Below are 21,257 nucleotides of genomic sequence, written 5' to 3' on the forward strand. Positions count from 1 at the left end.
CCTTCGCCAAATTGGTGGGAATGCCTGTGATTCCATGGGGCCGAAGCATAGACGCGGAGGTTCGGAAAAATGTTTCCTAAGATGGGCAAGACTTTTCCAGATGAAGACGAACGGAAGGTCGATCGATTAAAATACCAAATGGCCATTGCAGCCGCGTTGAAGCGAGAGCTCGGCGGATCTCATCGGGCGATCAAGATCGTGATGCGCTGGACGGGAGTCTCGGAGCGAACGGCCAAGAACTGGCTTGCCGGCTCCCACGGTCCGGCCGGAGAGCACCTGGTCGAGCTCATGCGGAATTCGAACGAGGTGTTGGCAGCCGTACTTTCGCTGGCCGGGCGAGGTGAGTTGAAGATCGAGGCGGGACTTCACGAAACCCGCGAGACCCTTCTTCAGTTGCTTGATGTTTTGGACAGCCTTCTCGGAAATTCCGAGTCAGGGGCTGGTGAAAACGAGTAGGCAGCGTTTCGCGCCAGGTGCGCGGCACTCCTGAGTAGAGCGACGTTCAGTTCGAAGTCGCTTCGCTCCATCAAAACCGAAAAAATTCAAAAAGTTAGAAAATCGCCCGGAGTTCGCAGGGTGTTCCCGTGTGCCGCCATTTTAGTAGAGACTGGTTCGCATTGGTCTCCCAGCACCGCCATTATATCATGCCCATTGCCTTGGTTTGGCTGAACCGCCTGTAGTACGACCTTACCCAATATCCAAAAACACCTGAAACGTTGACAGGGGTCGCGTTCGATCGTCATTTAGGGAAGCATGGCACCAAGCTTCGACCAATCGACTTAACCCTCAACGCTTCGCAGCGCGAAAGGGTCGCGAGAAGGGAGAACGTTATGCGACTTCCGAACGTTGACGTCATTCTGGATGATATCGGCCCGATCCCAGAGGCACATGCGCATTACCTTGCGCGGATCACGGCCAATCTCGGTCAAAACCGGGCCGAGCACAGCCATATGTCGCCATTCCCGACCGGCCGGGCGACCGTTCATGCGTGTGAATGCGACTACCTGATTGCGTATCAGAACGGCTCGGCTTTGGCATTACAACGCCTGCGGGAGCGCCTGCCCGAGGTTATGCACAAACTCTATGGCCAAAGCATCGAACTGCCTGAAATTTTTGTTTTTGTGGGCGAGGCGCGCAATGGGTTTTCCGTGCTTGAACGCAATGGCTGCCATGCGGTGAAGATTGATTTTCGCACGGCTATGACCCTGACTCTGACCCAATTTCTGCTTGGTGTTTCCGGGGGTAACCCGCAGCTCAGGCAACTGGCGACATGGCTGATCCTGTCGGTCGTTCTATCGAAGAACCGTGTGTTTGACCCGGTCCTGATGCAGCTTGCTCATGAGGCCCGGGCGATGGACCAGCGCGTTTTTGAGGACCTGGTGGGCAGCGTCGCCAATCTGATCCTTCTGCACGAGGTCGGCCATGTGCTGTTCGACCAATTGCCAAAGGGTTTTGCGCAGGTGGTCTATCAATCCGTCGACATTCCCGGTGCGGATCAAGGCCAAAGAATTGGTGCGGCGTCAGCAGCAATTGGGGCACCACCCACTGAAAGAACGCAGCCGGTGGACGCGCACGCGCGTTTGATCCTGCCCCCGGAACTGGCGCGCTGGAACCCGGAAATCACCGCCGATTGCTTCAGCGTTTTCGGGCATTTCGCATGTCTGCTTGAGGTCTATAACGGTCAGCCTCGGATCGCCATCGAGGCTATCTGCGATTCATTTCTGGGCTGGAACCTGACTTTCTTTGGCCTTTGGTCGATGCAACAAGTTCAATCCGAGGCGATGGGACTTGGACCCGGGACCAACCCCGAAACGGCCAGCCATCCGGATGGGCTGACCCGTTGCGATATCATGCTTTTCTTCATCAATCACATCATGGCGCGGGTTGTTCCCGACTATCGCAGCCCGGCTTTGGGGCGGTCCGTGCGCGCCTATCAAAACCTTTGGTCCGCCGATATGCATCAATCGCTAAGGGCCCTGCGCACCTATCTGCTGGTCACACCCGAGGCGTTTGAAACCTTCCGGGACAAGCTTTTGCGAACCGTTTTGTCCGGGTGCCTCTATGATGAATTCAAGCAGGTTGGCGGCGCCCAGCGATTGACCAACAACCTGCACGAAATCGAAGGGAAATGGACCGCCTTTCACACGGCCAGCCACCTGAACGGGCAGCCGGTCTTTCTTGACCTCGCGCAGCAGTTTGGCGCGCTTGACCTGAAATTCATCTCGGAGGACCGCGTATGAGTTACGATCCAACACTTGTATCCGCAATTGCCCAAGCGGATCAGGGCGGAGATCTGGACGATGTCAGGGCCTTGCTTGATCCTGACCGCCCCAATGAAGAAGAGAACTTTCTGGGCGGGCTCACGCCGGATCTGGCCGCGATCCTTGCGTTTTGTGTCGCCGTCGGGACCATCAGCGGTGCCGCCAAAAGCATTGCCGACATGATCGGGCTGGCCAACAAGGCCGCAAAATGGGCAAAATCCTTGCGCGGCGAGAAACCGGTAAAGGCCGAACTGACGCTTCGGGAACGCACGCTTGCATTGCTGTTTGAGGCCACAACAAACCGGCGCGAGGGGTTGTCTGCCAAAACACTGCAAACCATTCTGGGATGCTCACACGCGGATCTGGACAAAGCCCTGACCGCGCTTGAACACAGCGGCGTTGCCCGCAAATCCTTGCAAGGCAACTGGAAGTTTTCGTCCCACTGATGCCCCGGACCGGCGGTGCCGGAAAACGCCGCCGTCAGAACCCCGCGAACCGATTGGATCTCTGTCATGCCAGAAAATCTTGCCCCCGGTGTTTTCGTTGAAGAAGTCAGCCGAGGCCCAAGGCCCGTCGAAGGTGTTGAAACCAGTACCACGGCCATGATCGGTGAAACCGAACGCGGACCGCTCAGGCCGTCCCTGATCACGTCGTACCGGGAATACCTGCGTGTGTTTGGCGATGTGTTCGCCGAAGACCGCTTTGTACCATTCAGCGTCAAGGCGTTTTTCGACAATGGCGGGCAGCGTTGCGTTGTCTGCCGGGTCGTCGGAGATGGCGCTGAAACGGCCCATATCGACGCGGCCGGATACCGTCTGAGCGCAAGCGGCCCCGGTCAATTCGGCAACGCCATCTGGGTCCGCATCCTGCCGTCGAGCGCACAGAAGCGTGGTGCAGACGGGCCAGTGCCCATCGGTTTTCGGTTGCAGGTCGCATATTTCGGACACGGGTTTTCCGGCGATCTATTCGATCCTTTCGACGACTCCAAACGCAAACCCCGGCCCGTTCTGGTCGAGGACTTCGATGACCTGTCGCTGGATACGAACAGCGATGATTTCTGGCGCAAGAAACTCTCGGAAAACCCATCTGCGCTGATCACGCTCGATCTGACCGATCAGGCCGACATACCCGCCGGTCTGGTGTTTAGCGGCGCTTTGAAAGGGGGGCAGGAGGGTAAAAGACCTACCGCCGCCCAGTTCGCAGGCAGGACCGACGCGGCAGGGGCGGTGATCACAGACCCGGCCAACTATCGCGGCCTCGCGGCGCTGGAGCGTGATGCATATCCGTCTGTCGCGATTGTCCATGCGCCGGGTATTGGAAACGACACGCTGCCCGAGATTGCGATACAGGATGAAGTCATCGCACATTGCGAACGCAATCGTTTTCGGTTTGCAGTGCTCGATACGCCGCGCGGCGTGAAAGATTTGCGGTCCGACGCGCTGTCTCCGCGCAATCGGCGCGCGTCTGACTATGCAGCGATCTACTACCCCTGGATTGTTGCGGCACACCCGAAGACGGGCGACAAGGTTCTTGTCCCTCCGGGCGGGGCCGTCTGTGGCGTTTACGCGCGCGTGGACTCGGCACGCGGCGTCTGGAAAGCACCGGCGGGTGTGGCGATCAAAGGGGCCGTGGATGTCGAGTTCAATCTGAACGCAAACCAACAGGACGTTCTGAACCAGGCCAGCGTCAATTGCATTCGTCAGTTTCCCGGGCGCGGGATTTGCGTCTGGGGCGCACGTACGCTGTCGTCGGGCCCGGAGTGGAAATACGTGCCTGTCCGCCGGTTCTTTATCTTTCTTGAAGCATCCATTTCCCGCTCGCTCCAATGGGTTGTGTTCGAGCCGAATGACGAAAAGCTCTGGTCCAGTGTCGCGCAGGCGGTGGGAAATTTCCTAAGCACCCAATGGCGCGCGGGGGCTTTGGCGGGCGCAAAGGAATCCGAGGCGTATTTCGTATCCGTTGGACGGGACACGATGACCGAGGCGGATATTGCAAACGGTCGGTTGGTGATGCTGATCGGAGTGGCTGCACTGCGCCCGGCTGAGTTCGTGATCATCCGTATATCGCTGAAAACCAGTGACGCGCTTGATTAAGCGTTGCGCTGGCCAGTCGGCAGCAAAACCCAAGGCCGGAATTCAAGTTTCAAGTGGTGTTCGAAGAAACCAGCAAAGCGGGGATATCCGTCAACATGACGTTCAAACGCGGGGTTCTCGGCGACGCGTGTCTCGACACATGGCAAGCAAACCATTCATGGTTGACTTAACGGCAGGCTGTATACAGAACGGTGTTCAACTGTGTTCGACATATGACGAGGCGAAAATGCACAAATTGCATGGCGGTAAAACGGTGTTCGGGGCCAATCTGGGCATCCTGATGCTGGAAACTCAGTTTCCGCGCATTCCGGGCGATATCGGCAACGCGACCACATGGCCTTTTCCCGTGCAATACCGCGTCGTCCGCAGCGCAACGCCGGACAAGGTTGTCCGCAATGACGCCCGCGAACTGGTCGGGCTGTTTATCGATGCCGCGAAAGAGCTGGTTGCCACCGGCTGTGACGGCATCACCACCAATTGCGGTTTCCTGTCCATCGTGCAGGATCAACTGGCCGAGGCGGTGCCAGTTCCCGTCGCCACCTCATCGCTGATGCAAACCCCGATGGTGCAGGCCATGTTGCCGCCCGGTAAACGTCCGGGGATCTTGACGATCTCGAAGGAAACTCTGACACCCGCGCATCTTCAGGCCGCGAATGTCCCGCTGGATACGCCAATTGTCGGAACCGAGGGCGGTCGGGTCTTTACCCGCGACATTCTGGGCGACGCGCCCGAGATCGATTTTGCCGCCTGCCGCGAGGATATGCGCGATGCTGCGCGGCAATTGGTGACCGAGCATCAGGATATCGGCGCGATCATTCTGGAATGCACCAACATGACGCCCTATGCGGCGGATGTGCGCAAACTGACCGGCCTGCCCGTGTTTTCAATCTACAGCTTCGTTCGGTGGTTCCATCAGGCACTGGTGCCGGATCGCTTTCCGGTCGATCTGGACGATCCGCTGCTCGGGCTGGCAGGTCAGTCCTGATCTATAGTCACAAAAGACCCCCCGGCCTGGAGCAAAGCCGGGGTCTGTGTTGAAAGGATCGGGCGCGAGCGCCCGACCGATGGGATCAATAGAAATGCGGCAGGTTCTTTGCCCGCGCCGCGCGCACCCAGTTGGGGACAAACGGAACGATCTTGTCCTGCGACGGAACCATCATCTCGATGAAGTTTGCGCCGGGGTTGGCGATGGCCTCGGACAGGATCGGCTCGATATCGTCTTCGGATTTGATCCGGGCGGTCTTGAAGCCAAAGCCTTCGGCCACTTTGCAATAGTCGACGCGGCCAAAATCCGTTGACCACGGTTCGTCCACGTCGTCCAGCAGAATGGCCTCGCCCCGGATCCAGCCGAAGGTATCGTTGCGGGTCAGGATAACGGTGATGTTCTTGCCGCTGCGTTTCAGCGTCTCCATATCACCGATGACAAAACCAAACGACCCGTCGCCGGTGAACGAAATAACCGGCCCGTCATTGGCATAGATCGCGCCCAGCCCCGCAGGCACCGAATAGCCCAGCGCGCCCATGGAATAGTTGGTGATATAGCGCCGCCCCGGCTTGCGGAAGGTCAGAAGGGCCGAGGGGTAGATCGCGCTGACGCCCGGCTCGGACGTGACCACAGCATTGTCCGGCATGATCCGGTCCAGTACCTGAGACAGCTTGACCGGCGAAATCGCGCCCTCGGGCATCGGAATGTTCGAGTTGAATACCTTGTCCAACGCCGTCTTCTTGATCGGGTTCAGATCGATCTTCGGGCGGTTCAGGTTGGGATGATCGGCTTTGATGAGCACATTCATGTATTCCAGCGTCGCGCGCGCATCTCCGACCAGACCGACTTTGACGGGGAAGTTGTTGCCGACATGCGCCTCGGCAATATCCAGATGCAGGAAGGTCTTGGTCTTGGGATCGCCATACAGCTTCCAGTGATCGGTCGCGGCGCTGTCGGTGTTCGAGCCGATGAAGAAGATCGTATCGGCGTCGTGCACATATTGGTTGGAATACTCCATGCCGCCACGCCCGCCGATCACGCGCAGGGCAAGCGGGTGATCCTCGGGGATGGTACCCTTGCCCGGCGTGGTGGTCCCGACCGGGATTTGCAGCAGTTCAGCCAGTTCCAGGATCGCCTCGGACGCCTTTGAAATCAGCCCGCCCTGCCCCACGACAATCGCCGGTTTCTCGGCAGCCAGCAGCACATCGATCGCCGCCCGGATTTTCGAGTGATCGGCCACGGGGCGATGCGCCGGATAGGTGCTGTATTCGGGTTCGGCATAAAGATCGTTGATCTCAGCCTCTTCCCCAAAGATGTTGATCGGAACGCGGATATGCACCGGCGCCGGACGGCCCGAGGTCGCCACGCGGAAGGCCCGGCGCATCAGGAACGGGATTTCCCTGGCATTGGTCAGAACAAAGCTTTCCTTGCAGATGCTGTCATACAGCTTGGTCTGATCGACCCCGGTCAGCCCGTGCTTTTTGTCCTGATTGATCGGGATGTCCGAGCTGAAATAGATCACGGGAACCGAGCTCAGATACGCCTCGGTAATACCCGGCGTGCAGTGGGTCACACCGGGGCTTGGCGCTTCCAGCACGCAAGGGCGTCCGGTGATCTTGGCATAGGATTCAGCCGCGTAGGATGCGGTACGTTCGTCGCGGGTCAGCACAAACTCGATATTCGAGTGTTCGCGCCACTCTTTGTACCACCCGATTGTGGTTTCCCCGGGCAGGCCGAATACGTGGCTTACACCGTGCAGTTCGAGCATCTTGAGAATGATCTGAGCGCCGTTCATGCGCTGGGTGTCAGCATCGGTCATTGGTTTGAACCTTTCTCAGCCGGATTTTTGCGCACAGGACTGTATACAATAAATCCGCAGTTTTTTAGTTACGTCAGTGTTTCGGCGACGGCGTATTTCGCCAGTTTGTCAGGATCGACCGCAACGCCCAGCCCCGGCCCGTCCGGCACGTGAACGCGCCCGTGCTTGACGGGGAATGGCTGGGTCAGGATGTCGTCAGCGGCATAGTAGGTGGCCATGTAAAACTCGCATTGCAGCACCAGATCAGGCACAGCCGCCATCAGATGCGCACCGGCAGCGTGGGCCAGACCGGTTTCGAACATGCAGCCGCCATAGATCTCGATTCCCGCCGCACGGGCAATCGCCGCAACCTCAAGCGCGCGGCGAATACCGCCCGATTTCATGATCTTCAGCGAGAAAATATCGGCAATCCGGTTCTGCGCACCATAGAGCGCACCTTTGGGATCAAACACGCTTTCATCCGCCATGATCGGCGTATCGATGGCATGGGTGATATGGGCCAGCGCCTCACGCTCGTGCATCTTGACGGGCTGTTCGACAAAGGTCGGGCGGAAGGCTTCGAGGTCGCGGATGCAACGTACCGCGTCATAGGCCAGCAGACCCTGATTATAGTCGATGCGGATATCGACTTCATCGCCGTAAATCTCGCGAAGTTTCTCGACACGCATTACATCGAACTTGTGATCGGCAAAGCCGGTCTTGAACTTGAAGATGCGCACGCCGTCGTCCCACATGGCGGCAATGTCATCCAGATCGGCGTCGAAATCCGGGTTGGCGACCGAAAAGCTCATCCCCATACTGTCGCGCATCTTGCCGCCGACCAGTTCGCAAACGGACAGGCCGGTGATCTGGCCGGTGATGTCCAGCAGCGCCATTTCCAGCGCCGCCTTGGCCTCGGGGTGGCCGACCAGCACCTTTTCGGCCATGTTCATGTGTTTCTCGACCTGCACCGGGTCCTGACCGATCAGATGCGGGCGCAGATGCACGTGCAGCGCGGCGGCGTTGCCTTCGGCTGTGCCGGTAAACACGGGCCAGGGCGAGGCCTCACCCCATCCGGTGATCCCGGTGTCCGTGACAAGTTCCAGTATGGCCACGTTGATACCCGCAACATCGCCCGAGCCGTGGGAATGCACGGCCTTGGCAGGGATCAGAATGCGGTGAACCCGCAGGGCTTCGATTTTGTGATCGCTCACGGTCGTCTCCGTGTGAGAGTTTTTGGGTTATTCGTGTCTTAGCGCGGGCGCACGACCATCACGCTGCATCCGGCATAGCGGGCGACGCGGGCCGCGTTGGGGCCAATCAGCAGGTCAGTGACCGACGGTTTACTGGCACCGATCACCACAAAACCGGCGGACAGCGTGTCGGCGTGTTCGATCAGTTTTTCATAGACAACGCCGCGCAGCACCTGACTGTCATGGACCACGCCCTGCCAGTCAAAACCGGCGGCATAGGCCTGAAGATCGAGCACGGCGTCATCGACAACCTGTTGATGCATATCCGCCGGGATATAGTTCTGCGCGTAAGAGTTTTCCTGATCCGGGATCACGAAAACAACCTCGACCTCATGATCGTGGGCCTTGGCCAGCAGGATCGCCTCGTGGATCACTGCGGCGTCGCTGTCCTTGTGGACAAGGTCCACGGCAGCCAGAATTTTCGGTTTCGTCATGGTTTGGCACCTCTTGGGTGGCTATCGGTAAATCGGGGGAGGCGGGCCGGTTATCGGCCCGCTGAACTCACCATGCTGTCCGGCAGATAGGTCGCCAGTTCCGGGAAGCCGATCATGATGAAGACCATCACGACCATGATCAGGAACAGCGGCAACGCGGTCTTGGCGATATAGCCCATCTCGTGCCGGGTGATCCCCTGCATCACGAACAGGTTGAAGCCAATCGGCGGCGTGATCTGCGCCATTTCGACGACAATCACGATGAAGATGCCGAACCAGATCAGATCGATACCCGCGCCTTCGACCATCGGTTGCACAATCGCCATGGTCAGCACCACCGAAGAGATACCGTCCAGGAACATGCCCAACACGATGTAGAACAGCATCAGGGCGATCAGCAGTGAGAACCGCGACAACTCAAGCCCTTCGATGAACTCGGCCAGGGCGCGCGGCAGGCCGGTGAACCCCATGGCCAGCGTCAGGGCGATGGCGCCCATCAGGATGAAGGCAATCATGGCCGAGGTGCGCGTGGCCCCCAGTAGGCTTTCGATAAAGGCCTGTTTGGTCAGGGATCCCTGCATCGCGGCCAGTGCAAATGCGCCTAGCACACCGATGGCCGCAGCCTCGGTCGCGGTGGCAAAACCGCCATACATCGACCCGATGACCACCAGGATCAGCAGGATGATCGGGATCAGGAACCGGCTTTCATTCAGCTTCTGCCCAAATGTCATGCGGTCGGCAATCTCGGGCACTTCGGACCGGCGCACAAAGGACCAGCCGGCGACATAGGCCATGAACAGACCGGCCAGAACGATGCCCGGCAGGATACCCGCCATGAACAGCTTCGAGATCGACTGCTCGACCGCCACGCCATAAACGATCAGCGTCAGCGAGGGCGGGATCATCAGGCCCAGCGTGGCCGCACCGGTCAGCGTGCCGATGATCATGTATTCGGGATAGCCGCGCTTGCGCAGTTCCGGGATCGACATTTTACCAACTGTGGTCAGCGTCGCAGCGGACGACCCCGACACGGCGGCGAAGATGGTGCAGCCGACGATGTTCACATGGACCAGACCGCCCGGCATCCGCTGCATCCAGGGGCTGAGGCCGCGGAACATGTCCTGCGACAATCGACTTCGGAACAGGATTTCACCCATCCAGATGAACAGCGGCAGCGCGGTCAGGGTCCAGCTGGACGAGCCGGTCCAGATCCGCGTCAGCATCGCATCGCCAGCCGGGCGCGAGGTGAACATTTCAAGCCCCAGATAGGCCACGCCAAACAGCGCCAGCGCCACCCAGACCCCGGTTCCCAGCAACAGGAACAGGGCGAACAGGAAAATGGTAACGAGATAGACTTCTTCCATCAGGCTTACTCCGCGTGTGCGTCGACCGCAGAGGATCGCATGTTGTCTTCCCCGGTCACGAGGATGGTGATCAGGTTGTCGATTGCGCAGATCGCCAGCAGAACGGTTCCAATGACCATGGACATCTGCGGAATCCAGATGGGCCAGGCGTCCTGCCCCTGGCTGATGTCATTGAAGCGGTAGCTTTCGTAGGTCAGCTTGATCGCGTAACGCGCAAACAGAAAGGTCAGATAGCTGGCAATGGCCCAGCACCAGATCTCGCCCAGCTTGCGGAACCGGCCCAGCGCATTCAGCAACAGGCTGACGCGGATATGGGCACCGCCATTCAGCGCATAAGGCAGTGCAAGGAACGAGGCCGCCGCCATGCAATAGCCGGTAAAGTCCGGTGCGCCGGTGATGATTTCTCCACCCCAACGAGACACCATCTGCAGGGTCACGAAGACAAGGATCATGATCAGAAAGCACGCAGCAAGATAGCCTGCAAAGCGATAAATCGCATCCAGAACGCTGCGCAAGGTTGAGAAGATCACCATGGTAGGTCCCCCCGTTTGGCTGACAGGCCCGTGTCGTGTTTGGCCATGCCGGTCATAAGAAACCCCCGGCGATCAGGACCGCCGGGGAAAGAAGCAAGGCCGGGCTTATTGCGCGGCGTTGAAATCGTCGACGATCTTCTGCCCGGCTTCGCCTGCAGCTTCCAGCCACTCGGCGGTCATGGTCTCACCGATCGCGCGCAGTTCAGCGGCCAGCGCTTCGCTTGCGGGGCCGGTGGTCATGCCGTTTTTGGCCAGCTCGTTCACGGTGAACTCGGTATACTGGATCGAACGCCAGTCGCCCGCGTATTCGGCGGCCACAGCACAGCCGTTCATGACGGCCTTGGTGGCATCGTCCAGACCGTTCCACGCGTCCAGATTGACCAGCATGTAGTTGCGCGGCATCCAGGCATCGACGCCATAGTAATGCGACAGGCTTTCCCAGACCTTGCGGTCATAGCCGGTCGAGCCCGACGACACCATGCCCTGCGCCACGCCGGTGGCAAAGGCCTGGCTGATTTCAGCCGCTTCGATCTGCACCGGCAGCATACCGGCCAATTCCGCCATACGGGCCGAAGCCGAGTTATAGGCGCGGAACTTCAGACCTTCCGCATCTGCCAGAGTGTTGACCTCACGGTCGAAATACAGGCCCTGCCCCGGCCACGGTACCGAATACAGCAGGTGTAGGTTCTGTTCTGCCAGCAACTCGGACAGCGGTTCTTTGGCGAACTCCCACAGCTTCTCCGAGGCCTCGAAAGAAGTCGCCAGGAAGGGTACCGAGTCAAAGCCAAACAGCGCGTTTTCGTTCTGGTGCCCAGACAGCAGACGCTCGCCAATGTTGACCTGACCGGTCTGGATCGCACGCTTGATCTCGGCCCCGGCATAGAGCGAACCGCCCGGATGGGTCTGAATAGTTAACGCGCCACTGGTGCCTTGGGTCACGCATTCTGCAAAAACCGCGCCGGTTACCGAATGGAAGTTCGTGGCCGAATAGGCCATCGGCAGGTCCCAGGTTTCCGCCGACACTGCCGCCGCAGAGGCCGTGATCACGCCAATGCTGGCAGCCAGTTTGGTAAGTGTTTTTGACATGTTTGTCTCCCTTGTTGACTTTTGTGCCCCTTCAGGGGGCGTCGTTGAAGTTTGGTTCAGAACCGCATTGGATCGTACACGCCCAGATCGATATTGGTACGGTCTTTTGTGATCAGCCCCGCAAGTATCCGCCCGGTCTTGGGTCCGGCGGTGAGGCCGATGTGATGATGTCCGAACCCGGCCAGCACGCCGGTTTTGCCGATCTCACCGATCAGCGGCAGGCTGTCCGACGACGCGGGCCGGTGGCCCAGCCAGGTCTTTTCGCTTTCGAATGTGAGGTTCGGAAAGCTTTCCCGAACCTTGCGTTTCAACAGGGCGATTGGGGCTTCGGATGGTCCGGCCTCAAGCCCGCCAAACTCGACAATACCGGCACAGCGCAACCTGCCTTCCATTGGGGTCGCGACAAACTTGCCGGTTGTAACCATCAGCGGGGTCGACGGGCCGTTTTCCGGCAGTACGAATTCCATATGATAGCCGCGCTCGGTCTCCAGCGGTACGGACAGGCCCAGTTTGCGGGCCAGAGGTTTTGACCAGACGCCCGTCGCCAGAACCACCTTGCTGCAGGGCAATGTGCCGTCCCCGGTGACGACCGCCGACACGGACCCATCGGTCAGTTCGAAATCGACAACTTCGGCCTGACGGAAAACAGCGCCCAGCTTTTCCGCCTCGGCCGCCAGCGCGGCGATATAGGCACCGGGATCGCGGCTGTAGCCATGGTCGCGCATGACGGCCAGCAGGTTCAGATCCTTGGACAGGTTCGGCTCGAACTCGTGAACCGCGCCGCCTTCCAGCACCTCGGGCTCGAACCCGGCCACCTTGCGCAGCGCCCAGGTATAGCTGTCGGCCTCGAACGCCGCACGGGTTGGATAGACAAAGCTGTAATCCGAGGTCTGCACCCAATCCGCCGCACCGGTGTCACTGGTCAGCGCCTGATGCTGTTCGACCGAGTCACTGGTCAATGGTGTCAGGCCAGCCGCGATCCGCCGGGTGTCGCTGTCATTGGCATGCGACATGTATTTCAGCAGCCATGGCATCAGCTTGGGCAAATAGGACCAGCGTAGAAACAGCGGAAAGTTCGGGTCCAGCGCCATCTTGGGGCCCTTGCGCATCAGCCCCGGTGCGGTCACCGGTGCCACGGAACACGCAGCCAGAACCCCGGCATTCCCATAAGATGTCGCATTTGGATCACCCGGCGGGTTGCGATCAACAACCGTGACCTCAACACCTTTGCGTCGCAGCCAGATCGCGGTCGAGACACCAACAATGCCCGCCCCAACAACTACAACCTGTTCTTCCTTGGTCGTCATGTGCCCTCAACTTGCCGGGAATCGCTTGAAATAGGCGATATGCCGATCTGTATACAGAATTGTAGATTTCTGTGAAGTCTAATGTTTATTATGGGGCAGTCTTTGGTAAAAGACGTCCAACCGAATGGCAGGAGATCCATGTCCAAATCCGAAGGCAATGTCGAACGCGCCTACCAGGCCCTGCGCCGGATGGCGGTTAACTTCGAGTTCAAGCCCGGTGAACGGCTGAACGAAACGTCGCTGACCAAGCGGCTGGACATCAGCCGGACGCCCTTGCGCGAGGCGCTCAACAGGCTGGTGGCCGAAGGGTTCCTGACCTTTTCGCTGGGCAAGGGGTTTTTCTGCCGCCCGCTGACACCAGAGAAAGTGCTGGAACTGTACCAACTGCGCTGTGCGCTTGAGACCGAGGCGCTGCTGCGCACCATCGGCGGGGCCGAGGATCAGCAGATCGACGCGGTCATTGCCTATCTGGACGAGGTCGAAAAATCCTATTCCGTCTGCCACGATCTGGATGAGCTTCTGCGCATGGATGAAGAGTTCCACATCAAGCTGGCAGCGCTTTCCGGCAACCAAGAGTTGCTGAAGCTGCTGCACAACGTCAATGAGCGCATCCGCTATGTCCGCATCGTAAACCTGCGGCTGCTGCGGGACCGGCGCGAGAACGCCGAGACAGACCAGACCTCGATGTCGGCGCATCGGATCATTCTGGATGCGGTAAAGGCGCGCGACGTGGATCGGGCGGTGTCTGCCCTGCGCGGCCATATCGAGCGACGCAGCGAACAAACCGTCGAACTGGTGCGGGTCGCCTATTCCCAACTCTACGTGCCGGATTTCTGATCGCGTGGGGTGTTGTGGCGATAACCCGATAGCCTTTTCGAGGAGACCCGCCGCGCTAACTACGCCGTCATGACAGCGCGTTTCATCGGCTCGGAAATCTATCGCCACTCGACTTACGGCACATGGCATCCGCTCAGGATCCCTCGGGTCTCGACCGTCATGGACCTGTCGCGTGCCCTGGGCTGGTTGCCGGACGCGCAGTATATCCGCTCGCCCCGGGCTAAACCCTGGGCGCTTACGGCGTGGCATGACCCGGACTATATCGAGGCCCTGCAACAGGCCGAGCATCTGCAAGCCGTCACCCCGGATCAAAAGACCCGGTTCAACATCGGGACAATCTCGAACCCGATTTTCACCGAAATGTTCCGCCGTCCTGCCACAGCCGCCGGAGGCTCGATCCTGGCTGGCGAACTGTTGGCAAACGGTGGCGTGATCTACAATCCGGCGCGTGGAACCCATCACGGGATGCCGGATCGGGCCAATGGGTTCTGCTATCTCAACGATCCGGTGCTTGCGATGCTCAGCCTGCGCGCGCATGGGGTGCGGCGGTTGGCCTATGTCGATATCGATGCGCATCATCCCGATGGGGTCGAGGTCGGCTTTGGCGGCGATCCCGATTGCCTGATGATCTCGGTCCATGAACAGAACCTGTGGCCCAAGACTGGCAAGTTGGAGGATGACGCAGGCGGCAACGCCCTGAATCTTCCCGTGCCGCGCGGCTTCCATGATGACGAAATGGCACTGGTGCGCGCCCGGTTGATCCTGCCTGCTGTTGCCGCGTTCCGCCCCGATGCAATCGTCCTGCAATGCGGCGCGGACGCGGTCGAGGATGACCCGCTGGCGCATCTGTCGCTGTCCAACAACGCCCATTGGGATGTTCTGCGCGGCCTTACCGGGCTGGCACCACGCCTGTTGGTGCTGGGCGGAGGCGGCTACAACCCGTGGACCGTCGGCCGCCTTTGGACAGGTGTATGGGGCATTCTGGCCGGGCACGACATACCCGATCACCTGCCTGACGCAGCCCAGGCCGTGCTGCGTCAGCTCAGCTTTCGCGGCAGGACACGCAAGCAGGACCCCAAGGCAGAATGGCTTACGACCCTGCAAGACGCACCGCGCAACGGGGTTATCTCGGATACCGTCCGAGAAAGGGTCGATTTTCTGGCAAGCCGTTTGCGGGCTTGGGTTTAAGTCGGCGGCCATTTGCCCAAATCCCTTGGGCCTTTCGCAGGAAAACAACAGATTCCTAGATTTTGGATCCAATATCCAGTATGAATGCCGAGAATCCGACTGACCCACCGCCACTGAAAGATACCCTGCGATGACCAAATCCATCTTCTCGGGCACCATGCCCGCCCTGATGACCCCCTGCACAGCGGACCGGACACCCGATTACGACGCCCTTGTACGCAAGGGGAAAGAGATGATCTCGGCAGGCATGTCCGCCGTGGTCTATTGCGGGTCGATGGGCGATTGGCCCCTGTTGACTGACGCCGAGCGTATGGAAGGGGTCGAACGGCTGGTTGCGGCCGGTATCCCGGTTGTTGTGGGCACCGGCGCGATCAATTCGAAATCCGCGGTTGCCCACGCCGCCCACGCGCAGAAAGTGGGGGCCGTTGGCCTGATGGTGATCCCGCGTGTGCTGTCGCGGGGATCCTCCATGGCTGCGCAGAAAAACCACTTCAAGGCGATCCTCAGCGCCGCGCCGGATGTGCCCGCGATCATCTACAACAGCCCGGTCTACGGTTTTGCCACCAAGGCTGATCTGTTCTTTGCCCTGCGCGCCGAACACCCCAACCTCGTCGGGTTCAAAGAGTTCGGAGGCAAGGACGATCTACGCTATGCCGCCGAGCACATCACCTCACAAGACGATCAGGTGACCCTGATGGTGGGCGTCGATACCGAGGTCTATCATGGTTTCGTCAACTGCGGCGCCACCGGGGCCATCACCGGCATCGGTACTGCCCTGCCGAATGAGGCGTTGCTGCTGGCGGCCCTGGCTCAGAAAGCCGCCGAAGGTCATGCCGAAGCCCGGATGCGCGCGCGTGAGTTGGAAGAGGCGTTTGGCGTTCTGGCCAGCTTTGATGAGGGCACCGATCTGGTGCTCTATTACAAGCACCTGTTGGTGTTAAACGGCGAGGAGGAATACCGCCTGCATTTCAATGAAACCGACGCGCTGACGGACGCACAGCGAAACTATTGCGAACAGCAATATGACCTGTTCCGCAACTGGTTCGCCGATTGGTCCAAACAGGGCGGGGTTATCGCTGAATGCATGTGATCGACAGCCATACCGGCGGAATGCCCACGCGAGTGATCCTCGACAACGCGCCGGATCTGGGCACCGGCCCGCTGGCCGAGCGCGCGCAGCGGCTGGCGACCGAGCATGAGGCGTTCTACAAATCCGTCTTGCTGGAACCGCGTGGACAGCCCGGCATGGTTGCGGCCCTTCTGGTGCCGCCGGTCAATCCCGACTGCGTCACCGGCGTCATCTATTTCGATGCCGACGCCGTGCTGGGCATGTGCGGGCACGGCACCATAGGGCTGGGCGTCACTCTGGCCCATCTGGGCCGGATCACACCCGGCACAAGCAAGATCGAGACCCCTGCAGGCGTCATTACAATCGACCTCCACGACGCGAACACCGTGAGCGTGACCAATGTCGAAAGCCGCAGGGTGCATAAGTCGGTTACCGTGGAGACCGCCCAATACGGACCAGTCACCGGTGATGTCGCCTATGGCGGCAATTGGTTCTTCATCGTCGATCCAAGCCCGATCCAAGTCGCCCCCGAAAATATCCGCGCCCTGACCGATATGACGATCGCCATTCGCGAGGCCTGCATCGCGCAATCCGTGGGCGGTGAGGGCGGAGAGCCCGTGGACCACGTCATTTTTCAGGACTCGTCTGGTACGCCCGATGTCCACAGCCGGAACTTCGTTCTGTGCCCGGATGACAACTATGACCGTTCGCCCTGTGGCACCGGCAGTTCCGCGCGTCTGGCCTGTCTTGCAGCAGATGATCTGCTGGCCCCCGGCGCCGAGATTGTGCAGCACAGCGTGATCGGCAGCCCCTACCGCCTGTCCTATCAGCCCGGCCCAAATGGCGGCGTCATCCCCACTCTGACCGGGCAGGCGCATATCATGGCAGACAGCACGCTGGTCTTCGCCGAGAATGACCCTTTCAAACTGGGTATCCCGATCTGACACGCCTGAAACGGACAGCACAAATGCCGCCTGAAGACCCAAATGACATTGTCATCGTCGGAGCCGGGATCATCGGCATCAGCATCGCGCTGGAACTGCAACGGCGCGGGCGCGATGTTCTTGTGTTGGACCGCGAAGGGGTCGCCGCAGGCGCATCGCAAGGCAATGCCGGGGCCTTCGCCTTTGCCGAGATCGAGCCGCTGGCCAAGCCCGGCATCATGCGCGAGGCACCGAAATGGCTGCTCGATCCCCTTGGGCCGCTTTCGGTGCCCCCGTCATATGCGCCGCAGATCGCACTGTGGATGCTGCGCTTTTGGCGCTCCAGCTGGAAGGATCGCTATCGCGCATCGCTCGCGGCGCAGGGGGCGCTGATGAAGCACTGCCGCCTGGCGACCGAACGCCAAATCGCCGAGGTCGATGGCGAAGCGATGATACAGCGCGACGGTCAGTTGCAACTTTATGAAGGGGTCGCGCAATTCCGCGCCAGTCAATCCGCCTGGACCCTGCGGCGCGATCATGGGGTGGATTTCGATCTGCTCCACAGCCCCGAGGCGATTGCCGAGATACAACCCGGTCTGAGCCGCCACTTCACCCATGCCGGATTCACGCCGCATTGGATGAACACAAGGGACCCGAAAGCCTGGACCGAACATCTCGCCACACAATTTCAGGCACGCGGCGGGCGAATTGATGTGCAGCCCGTGTCATCGGTAACGCAGCAAGGGGAACGGGTTGTTCTGGAAACCCCGTCGGGGCAAGTTCACGCCCGACATCTGGTGATTTCAGCTGGCGCGTGGTCTCATATTCTGGCCCGGCAGCTGGGGGACATAATCCCCCTGGAAACCGAGCGGGGGTATAACACGACCCTACCACAGGGTGCGTTCGATCTGCGCACGCATCTGACCTTCAGCGGCCATGGGTTTGTGGCGACGCGCATAAATGGCGGCGTGCGCGTGGGCGGCGCGGTCGAGCTTGGCGGATTGTCCCTGAAACCGAATTTCAAACGGGCCGACACCCTGTTGGCAAAAGCGGGCCAGTTCCTGCCCGACCTCGATATCAGTGGCGGCACGCAATGGATGGGGTTCCGCCCCTCATTGCCAGACAGCCTGCCGGTCATCGACCGCGCGCCCAAGGCCCCGCGGGTTCACTATGCATTTGGCCATGGCCATCTCGGGCTGACCCAATCCGCCGGAACGGCCGAGCTTGTGGCGGATCTGGTGATGGATGCCAAACCCGCAATCGACCTGTCCCCCTTTTCTGCAACGCGGTTCTGACCTCGGAGGCCCTTGATGCGCAGCACAAAAACGATCCATGTGATCTCTGCCCATGCCGAGGGTGAGGTTGGCGACGTCATTGTCGGCGGCGTCGCGCCACCGCCCGGAGATACGCTTTGGGACCAACGCACATTCATCGCGCAGGATCAGACGCTCAGGAATTTTGTCCTGAACGAACCGCGTGGCGGAGTGTTTCGTCACGTGAACCTGCTGGTGCCCCCCAAACACCCCGACGCGGACGCCGCTTTTATCATCATGGAGCCCGAGGACACGCCCCCCATGTCCGGGTCGAACTCAATCTGCGTGGCAACGGTTTTGCTGGATTCGGGCATCCTGCCGATACAGGAACCGGAAACCTACCTGACGCTCGAAGCGCCGGGCGGTCTGGTGCAGGTTCGGGCGGAATGCCGAGATGGGAAAGCACAGCGCATCTTCGTGCAGAACCTGCCCAGCTTTGCCGATCAGATCGCGGTTTCGCTGGATGTTCCGGGGGTTGGCACGATAACGGTCGATACAGCCTATGGCGGTGACAGTTTTGTCGTCGTTGACGCACAGGATCTTGGATTTGAGATCATCGAAAGCGAAGCCAAGGCGCTTGCCCAATTGGGCGTCGGTATCACCAATGCAGCCAATGAACAGCTTGGGTTCAGCCATCCTGACAACCCGGATTGGACACATATTTCCTTTTGCGCCTTCTGTGGCCCGTTAAGCGAAACGGAAACCGGTTTGGCGGGAAAATCCGCCGTCGCCATCCAACCGGGCAAGATCGACCGGTCCCCAACAGGCACGGCAGTCTCGGCCCGCATGGCCCTGATGCTGGCGAAAGGTCAGATGAAACCGGGCCAGACATTCGACGCGCAATCCATCATCGGGTCGCGCTTTACCGGCAGAATTCTTGGCACCACCAAGGTCGCAGGGCGCAACGCAATTCTCCCCGAGATCAGCGGGCGCGGCTGGATCACCGGTGTTCATCAACACATGCTCGACCCCGATGACCCTTGGCCAGGTGGCTATCGACTGTCAGATACGTGGGGCGCGTGACGATGCTGTCGATTGCCACCAACGCTAATCAAAAAAGGACCTGACATGCCGGGGACCCGCGCAATCACCAAGAAAAGCCTGCCGGACATCATCACGGACGACCTGCGGGAACGCATTCTGAACGGCGAACTGGCCGAGGGCGAAACCATCCGGCAAGAGGCTTTGGCCGAAGAATACGACGTTTCACGCATGCCCATCCGCGAGGCCCTGAAACGTCTGAACGCCGAGGGGTTGGTGAAATGGTCCACCAATCGCGGTGGATCTGTCATCAAGCATTCGCTGACGGAAATTGGTGAGATATTCGACCTGCGCACCCTGATCGAAGTGGACCTGTTCCGCCGCTCCATTCCAAATATGACCCAAATGGATTTCGCGCGCTGTGCCGAGATATTGGACCGGATGGACACCTCCTTCGATCAGAATGACGTCGGCAAATGGGGTATTCTGAACCACCAATACCACTCGGCCCTTTATGCAGGTGCCGACAGACAACTGACGCGTGACATGCTCGATCGGATCAACACGCAAGCGGACCGGTACGTCCGCATGCACCTGAGCGTGATGAAGCAAAGGGAACCCGCAAAAATAGAGCATCACCAGCTTCTGTCTTTGGCCCGGTCCGGCGATGTAGACGCGGCTTGTGAGCTGTTGAAAACCCATATTGAGCGAACCAGGGACCAAATTCTGGAACTCATTGCTTTAAAGCGGAAGCGTTCCCTCTGACCTTTCAGACAGACGGTTTGCGGATTACCGCCTTGCGGCCTTCAAGCCGTCCAGATAGGCGCGCTTTGCCGCCGCCACGTCTTCGTCGGTCATGGTTGATCGGTTCAGTTCCAGAAAATACTCTGCCGCTCCGTCAGGCTGAACATTCAGGTTATTGACGGGCAACAGATCATCGGACCTGACATTCAGCATCGACAGCGCCTTGGTTACGGGGAACAGGCGATCATCAAGCCCGGACACGTTGAGGCGCACGACGTCCGCACGGGGCGATACGGCCTCCTCTACCCGGTTTACCACGCCGTCAAGATCCGCACCTTGTCGCAGGCGCTCGCTATATTCCACAAGGTCTTGCTGAATCCTGTCTGCGCGGATGTTCTGCCAATAGACACTGCGCACCCAGTCGCTGGCGTTTCTGGTCGTGAAGAACAGGGTGATACGCGCAGTACCATCTGAAACCTGGTCGATTTCATCGACCAGAGTTTCTGCCAGGACATGAGTCTGAGAATAAGTCCACACATCCTTGCGCCCCGGAATCATCCCGGCAAACTCCTCGCTGCTGATAAGCAGAGGTGTGTCTGTCCGCCCGTCGAAAGGCTCAAGGGCATGCCGAACCCTTTGGCGGAATTTCCTGAGGACTTGGTCCTTTTGAACAAGGGAATAGCGCCGCGCAGAAAACCCGGCTTCCTTCAGATCGCGGGGGATTAGAACGTTCAGTCGATCCTCCAACAGGGACCGGTTCCTGAACAACATCGTTTGCATGGTTCTGGTGCCTGTTTTGTGAAACCCCTGATGGATCACGACCTTCAAAATGCGACTTTCAGCTTGCTTCGGTTATGCGTGCAATATTCCGCGAACAAAGCTGATTTGTCGAATGCAATGCGCGTCGATATGGAACCGTGCGTTTCTTGGAAAGCGCGGGTGCGCCGGAACAACACAGCCTTCATTGGCATTAGATTCTGGTGTTAGGGGATTTTCGATCGTAAGAGAGATATGGGCTTTTACTAGGTTTGGCGGTGACCTACTCTCCCGGGGCTTAAGCCCAAGTACCATTGGCGCGGCAGTGCTTA

General features: G+C 59.4%; 20 protein-coding genes. 12 read left to right on the forward strand and 8 right to left on the reverse strand.

All coding sequences use genetic code 11. The features are described from left to right. Window positions 1-69: 69 nt before the first annotated feature. The 5 genes from ACR0LW_RS09300 (at window position 70) to ACR0LW_RS09320 (ending at window position 5,339) form a co-directional block, all read left to right on the forward strand. Entirely contained in the window at window positions 70-456 is a 387-nt protein-coding gene (locus ACR0LW_RS09300; protein WP_480882395.1) for a hypothetical protein, read from the forward strand. Between the two features lie 374 nt (window positions 457-830). Continuing rightward, a complete protein-coding gene (locus tag ACR0LW_RS09305; protein WP_480882397.1) occupies window positions 831-2,240 on the forward strand; it encodes a hypothetical protein in 1,410 nt (469 codons plus the stop codon). Continuing rightward, complete coding sequence (locus tag ACR0LW_RS09310; protein WP_480882399.1) at window positions 2,237-2,707, forward strand: hypothetical protein; 471 nt, start codon at window positions 2,237-2,239, stop codon at window positions 2,705-2,707. Before ACR0LW_RS09305 ends, ACR0LW_RS09310 begins: the two co-directional genes overlap by 4 nt. A gap of 66 nt (window positions 2,708-2,773) precedes the next feature. After that, window positions 2,774-4,354 carry a phage tail sheath family protein gene (locus ACR0LW_RS09315; RefSeq protein ID WP_480882400.1) on the forward strand — a complete coding sequence of 527 codons (1,581 nt, stop codon included), beginning with the start codon at window positions 2,774-2,776 and terminating at the stop codon, window positions 4,352-4,354. 226 nt (window positions 4,355-4,580) lie between these two features. Then, on the forward strand, window positions 4,581-5,339 hold the full coding sequence (locus ACR0LW_RS09320; RefSeq protein WP_170624178.1) for an aspartate/glutamate racemase family protein: 759 nt from the start codon (window positions 4,581-4,583) through the stop codon (window positions 5,337-5,339). Between the two features lie 85 nt (window positions 5,340-5,424). Here ACR0LW_RS09320 and ACR0LW_RS09325 read toward each other — a convergent pair whose 3' ends face one another. From ACR0LW_RS09325 to ACR0LW_RS09355, 7 genes are all read right to left on the reverse strand, one after another. Beyond that, complete coding sequence (locus ACR0LW_RS09325) at window positions 5,425-7,158, reverse strand: thiamine pyrophosphate-binding protein (RefSeq protein ID WP_480882402.1); 1,734 nt, start codon at window positions 7,156-7,158, stop codon at window positions 5,425-5,427. 68 nt (window positions 7,159-7,226) lie between these two features. After that, on the reverse strand, window positions 7,227-8,351 hold the full coding sequence (locus tag ACR0LW_RS09330; protein ID WP_170453253.1) for an enolase C-terminal domain-like protein: 1,125 nt from the start codon (window positions 8,349-8,351) through the stop codon (window positions 7,227-7,229). Between the two features lie 38 nt (window positions 8,352-8,389). After that, complete coding sequence (locus ACR0LW_RS09335; RefSeq protein WP_170633472.1) at window positions 8,390-8,824, reverse strand: universal stress protein; 435 nt, start codon at window positions 8,822-8,824, stop codon at window positions 8,390-8,392. Window positions 8,825-8,874: 50 nt separating this feature from the next. Beyond that, window positions 8,875-10,188 carry a TRAP transporter large permease subunit gene (locus ACR0LW_RS09340; protein ID WP_170453255.1) on the reverse strand — a complete coding sequence of 438 codons (1,314 nt, stop codon included), beginning with the start codon at window positions 10,186-10,188 and terminating at the stop codon, window positions 8,875-8,877. A gap of 5 nt (window positions 10,189-10,193) precedes the next feature. Continuing rightward, window positions 10,194-10,721, reverse strand: coding sequence for a TRAP transporter small permease (locus ACR0LW_RS09345; protein ID WP_480882405.1), 528 nt, complete (start codon window positions 10,719-10,721; stop codon window positions 10,194-10,196). Window positions 10,722-10,826: 105 nt separating this feature from the next. Continuing rightward, entirely contained in the window at window positions 10,827-11,807 is a 981-nt protein-coding gene (locus ACR0LW_RS09350) for a TRAP transporter substrate-binding protein (RefSeq protein WP_480882406.1), read from the reverse strand. Between the two features lie 56 nt (window positions 11,808-11,863). Continuing rightward, window positions 11,864-13,114: an NAD(P)/FAD-dependent oxidoreductase gene (locus ACR0LW_RS09355; protein ID WP_170633477.1), complete on the reverse strand. Its 1,251-nt coding sequence runs from the start codon at window positions 13,112-13,114 to the stop codon at window positions 11,864-11,866. Window positions 13,115-13,252: 138 nt separating this feature from the next. Here ACR0LW_RS09355 and ACR0LW_RS09360 point away from each other — a divergent pair, with 138 nt between their 5' ends. From ACR0LW_RS09360 to ACR0LW_RS09390, 7 genes are all read left to right on the forward strand, one after another. Continuing rightward, complete coding sequence (locus ACR0LW_RS09360) at window positions 13,253-13,951, forward strand: GntR family transcriptional regulator (protein WP_170624190.1); 699 nt, start codon at window positions 13,253-13,255, stop codon at window positions 13,949-13,951. A 69-nt stretch (window positions 13,952-14,020) separates the two neighbouring features. Then, a complete protein-coding gene (locus ACR0LW_RS09365) occupies window positions 14,021-15,139 on the forward strand; it encodes an acetoin utilization protein AcuC (RefSeq protein WP_480882408.1) in 1,119 nt (372 codons plus the stop codon). A gap of 130 nt (window positions 15,140-15,269) precedes the next feature. Further along, a complete protein-coding gene (locus ACR0LW_RS09370) occupies window positions 15,270-16,229 on the forward strand; it encodes a dihydrodipicolinate synthase family protein (protein WP_480882410.1) in 960 nt (319 codons plus the stop codon). Beyond that, window positions 16,220-17,152, forward strand: a complete 933-nt coding sequence (locus ACR0LW_RS09375; RefSeq protein ID WP_480882412.1) for a 4-hydroxyproline epimerase — start codon at window positions 16,220-16,222, stop codon at window positions 17,150-17,152. Before ACR0LW_RS09370 ends, ACR0LW_RS09375 begins: the two co-directional genes overlap by 10 nt. Before the next feature lie 23 nt (window positions 17,153-17,175). After that, a complete protein-coding gene (locus ACR0LW_RS09380; protein ID WP_480882414.1) occupies window positions 17,176-18,426 on the forward strand; it encodes an NAD(P)/FAD-dependent oxidoreductase in 1,251 nt (416 codons plus the stop codon). 15 nt (window positions 18,427-18,441) lie between these two features. Continuing rightward, window positions 18,442-19,467, forward strand: coding sequence for a trans-3-hydroxy-L-proline dehydratase (locus ACR0LW_RS09385; RefSeq protein ID WP_480882416.1), 1,026 nt, complete (start codon window positions 18,442-18,444; stop codon window positions 19,465-19,467). Between the two features lie 45 nt (window positions 19,468-19,512). Continuing rightward, window positions 19,513-20,190, forward strand: coding sequence for a GntR family transcriptional regulator (locus tag ACR0LW_RS09390; RefSeq protein ID WP_480882417.1), 678 nt, complete (start codon window positions 19,513-19,515; stop codon window positions 20,188-20,190). 24 nt (window positions 20,191-20,214) lie between these two features. Here ACR0LW_RS09390 and ACR0LW_RS09395 read toward each other — a convergent pair whose 3' ends face one another. Beyond that, entirely contained in the window at window positions 20,215-20,949 is a 735-nt protein-coding gene (locus ACR0LW_RS09395; protein WP_480882418.1) for a hypothetical protein, read from the reverse strand. Between the last annotated feature and the right edge of the window lie 308 nt (window positions 20,950-21,257).

The sequence above is a fragment of the Ruegeria sp. N4 genome (assembly GCF_056531425.1).

Bases quoted from the DNA above. Each gene is read 5' to 3' on its own strand.
- ACR0LW_RS09300 (WP_480882395.1), top strand. From the start codon at position 70: ATGTTTCCTAAGATGGGCAAGACTTTTCCAGATGAAGACGAACGGAAG.
- ACR0LW_RS09305 (WP_480882397.1), top strand. From the start codon at position 831: ATGCGACTTCCGAACGTTGACGTCATTCTGGATGATATCGGCCCGATC.
- ACR0LW_RS09310 (WP_480882399.1), top strand. From the start codon at position 2,237: ATGAGTTACGATCCAACACTTGTATCCGCAATTGCCCAAGCGGATCAG.
- ACR0LW_RS09315 (WP_480882400.1), top strand. From the start codon at position 2,774: ATGCCAGAAAATCTTGCCCCCGGTGTTTTCGTTGAAGAAGTCAGCCGA.
- ACR0LW_RS09320 (WP_170624178.1), top strand. From the start codon at position 4,581: ATGCACAAATTGCATGGCGGTAAAACGGTGTTCGGGGCCAATCTGGGC.
- ACR0LW_RS09325 (WP_480882402.1), bottom strand. From the start codon at position 7,158: ATGACCGATGCTGACACCCAGCGCATGAACGGCGCTCAGATCATTCTC.
- ACR0LW_RS09335 (WP_170633472.1), bottom strand. From the start codon at position 8,824: ATGACGAAACCGAAAATTCTGGCTGCCGTGGACCTTGTCCACAAGGAC.
- ACR0LW_RS09340 (WP_170453255.1), bottom strand. From the start codon at position 10,188: ATGGAAGAAGTCTATCTCGTTACCATTTTCCTGTTCGCCCTGTTCCTG.
- ACR0LW_RS09345 (WP_480882405.1), bottom strand. From the start codon at position 10,721: ATGGTGATCTTCTCAACCTTGCGCAGCGTTCTGGATGCGATTTATCGC.
- ACR0LW_RS09350 (WP_480882406.1), bottom strand. From the start codon at position 11,807: ATGTCAAAAACACTTACCAAACTGGCTGCCAGCATTGGCGTGATCACG.
- ACR0LW_RS09355 (WP_170633477.1), bottom strand. From the start codon at position 13,114: ATGACGACCAAGGAAGAACAGGTTGTAGTTGTTGGGGCGGGCATTGTT.
- ACR0LW_RS09360 (WP_170624190.1), top strand. From the start codon at position 13,253: ATGTCCAAATCCGAAGGCAATGTCGAACGCGCCTACCAGGCCCTGCGC.
- ACR0LW_RS09365 (WP_480882408.1), top strand. From the start codon at position 14,021: ATGACAGCGCGTTTCATCGGCTCGGAAATCTATCGCCACTCGACTTAC.
- ACR0LW_RS09370 (WP_480882410.1), top strand. From the start codon at position 15,270: ATGACCAAATCCATCTTCTCGGGCACCATGCCCGCCCTGATGACCCCC.
- ACR0LW_RS09375 (WP_480882412.1), top strand. From the start codon at position 16,220: ATGCATGTGATCGACAGCCATACCGGCGGAATGCCCACGCGAGTGATC.
- ACR0LW_RS09380 (WP_480882414.1), top strand. From the start codon at position 17,176: ATGCCGCCTGAAGACCCAAATGACATTGTCATCGTCGGAGCCGGGATC.
- ACR0LW_RS09385 (WP_480882416.1), top strand. From the start codon at position 18,442: ATGCGCAGCACAAAAACGATCCATGTGATCTCTGCCCATGCCGAGGGT.
- ACR0LW_RS09390 (WP_480882417.1), top strand. From the start codon at position 19,513: ATGCCGGGGACCCGCGCAATCACCAAGAAAAGCCTGCCGGACATCATC.
- ACR0LW_RS09395 (WP_480882418.1), bottom strand. From the start codon at position 20,949: ATGCAAACGATGTTGTTCAGGAACCGGTCCCTGTTGGAGGATCGACTG.